Annotated in this window: 2 protein-coding genes; both read left to right on the top strand. The window is 75.9% G+C overall.

Translation table 11 applies throughout. The features are described 5' to 3' along the window. Nucleotides 1-135: 135 nt before the first annotated feature. The gene (locus IFT36_RS15940) at nt 136-1,008 is read left to right on the top strand and encodes a metallophosphoesterase family protein (protein ID WP_200413656.1); all 873 of its coding nucleotides are present in this window, start codon (nt 136-138) and stop codon (nt 1,006-1,008) included. A gap of 72 nt (nt 1,009-1,080) precedes the next feature. Continuing rightward, the coding region (locus IFT36_RS15935; protein ID WP_200413655.1) for an NAD-dependent epimerase/dehydratase family protein at nt 1,081-1,819 on the top strand (739 nt) is incomplete at its 3' end.

Genomic DNA, 1,819 nt, shown 5'->3' with positions numbered 1-1,819 from the left:
CCCGACCGCCCGAGCCGCCCGAGCGGCGCAAGCAGCGCGAGCCGCCCGACTGGCCCGAGCCGCGCGAGGCGCCCGAGCGGCCCCGGCACCCCGGGCCAGGCGCACGCGCCGCCCCGCACCCGGTAGCGTCGCGGCATGCACGCCCTGCCGCCCGGAGCCCTCCGCATCGTCCACCTCAGCGACGCCCACCTGCTCGCCGACGGAGCCCTGCACCAGGGTGTCGTCGACACGACCGAGGCCCTCGACCTCGTGCTGGCGGAGGCCGCGCGGGTCGAGGGGGTGCGACTGCTGGTGGGGTCGGGTGACCTGTCGGACGACGGGACCCGCGCCTCCTACCGGCACCTCCGCGAACGCACCGACGCCTGGGCCCGAGCGGCCGGTGCCGAGGTGGTGCTCGTGCCGGGCAACCACGACCTGCGCGAGCCCTTCGCCGAGGTGCTCGGCGGCGACCCGGCGAGGCCGCTCGACCTCGTGCGCGACGTCGACGGCTGGCGGGTGGTCGGGCTCGACACGTCCGTGCCCGGGGCCGGCTACGGACTGCTGCGACCCGAGCAGCTCGCCTGGTTGCGCGACGAGCTCGCGACGCCCGCCGCGCGGGGCACCGTGCTCGTGCTGCACCACCCGCCGATCGCGGCGCCGACGACCCTGCACGAGTCGCTCGCCCTGCAGGACCCGGAGGCGCTGGCCGCGGTCCTCGAGGCGTCGGACGTCCGCGTCGTCCTCACCGGGCACTACCACCGCCACATCGTCGGCCACCTGGCGGGCGTCCCCGTGGTGGTCGCGCCCGGGGTGGCGAACGACACGGACGTGCTGGCGACCGTCGGCACGGAGCGGGCCGTGCGCGGCTCGGGCTTCGCCGTGGTCGAGGTGGCGGCCGACGGGTCGGTTCGCTCGACCGTCGTGCGCGCGCACGACCCGCGCGACGGCGACGAGGTGTTCGTGCTCGACGAGGCCGCCGTCGCCCGCATCGCCGCCGAGGCCGGACCGTCGCCCAGGGGCCGCGCGTAGGCTCGGGGCAGGCCTGCCGCCCACCCGGGGTCGGCGCCTGGCCGATCGTCGAGTCGTGAAAGTGAGACCCCCATGCGCGTGGTCGTCGTCGGAGCCACGGGCAACCTGGGCACCGCCCTGCTCACCCGTCTGCAGGCCGAACCCGAGGTGACCTCCCTCGTCGGCGTCGCCCGCCGGGGGCCGCGCATGGCGACGCCGCCGTACGGCGAGGTGACCTGGTTCTCGATCGACGTCGGGGCCGACGACTCTCCCGTGGCCCTCGAGCGGGCGTTCGCCGGGGCCGACGCCGTCGTGCACCTCGGCTGGGCCCTGCAGCCGAGCCACCACAAGGCCGTCATGTACCGCACGAACGTGCTCGGCACGTCGCACGTCCTCGACGCCGCCGCCCGGGCCGGCGTGCCGCACGTGCTCGTCGCGTCGTCGGTCGGTGCCTACTCGCGGGGCCCCAAGGGGCGACGGGTCGACGAGACCTACAAGACCAAGGGCGTCCGCCGCTCGAGCTACTCGAAGCACAAGTCGATCAACGAGCGCGTCATGGACGCCTTCGTCGAGCAGCACCCCGAGGTCACGCTGACCCGCATGCGCCCGGGCCTCGTGTTCCAGGCCTCCGCGGCGAGCGAGATCGTCGGACTCTTCGCCGGACGCTGGGTGCCCACCCGCTGGATGCAGCGCGTGCGCCCCCCGTTCATCCCGCTCGCCCCGCGCTTCGTGTCGCAGGTCGTGCACGCGAGCGACGTCGCGGACGCGTTCTGGCGGGCCATCGACCGCCGCGCCGGTGGGGCGTTCAACCTCGCCGCCGAACCCGTGGTCG

It is taken from the genome of Frigoribacterium sp. CFBP 13605, from assembly GCF_014839405.1.
GTDB lineage: Bacteria > Actinomycetota > Actinomycetes > Actinomycetales > Microbacteriaceae > Frigoribacterium.
The sequence above is the reverse complement of the archived record's forward strand: the minus strand, read 5'-3'. Positions and strand labels throughout refer to the sequence as shown.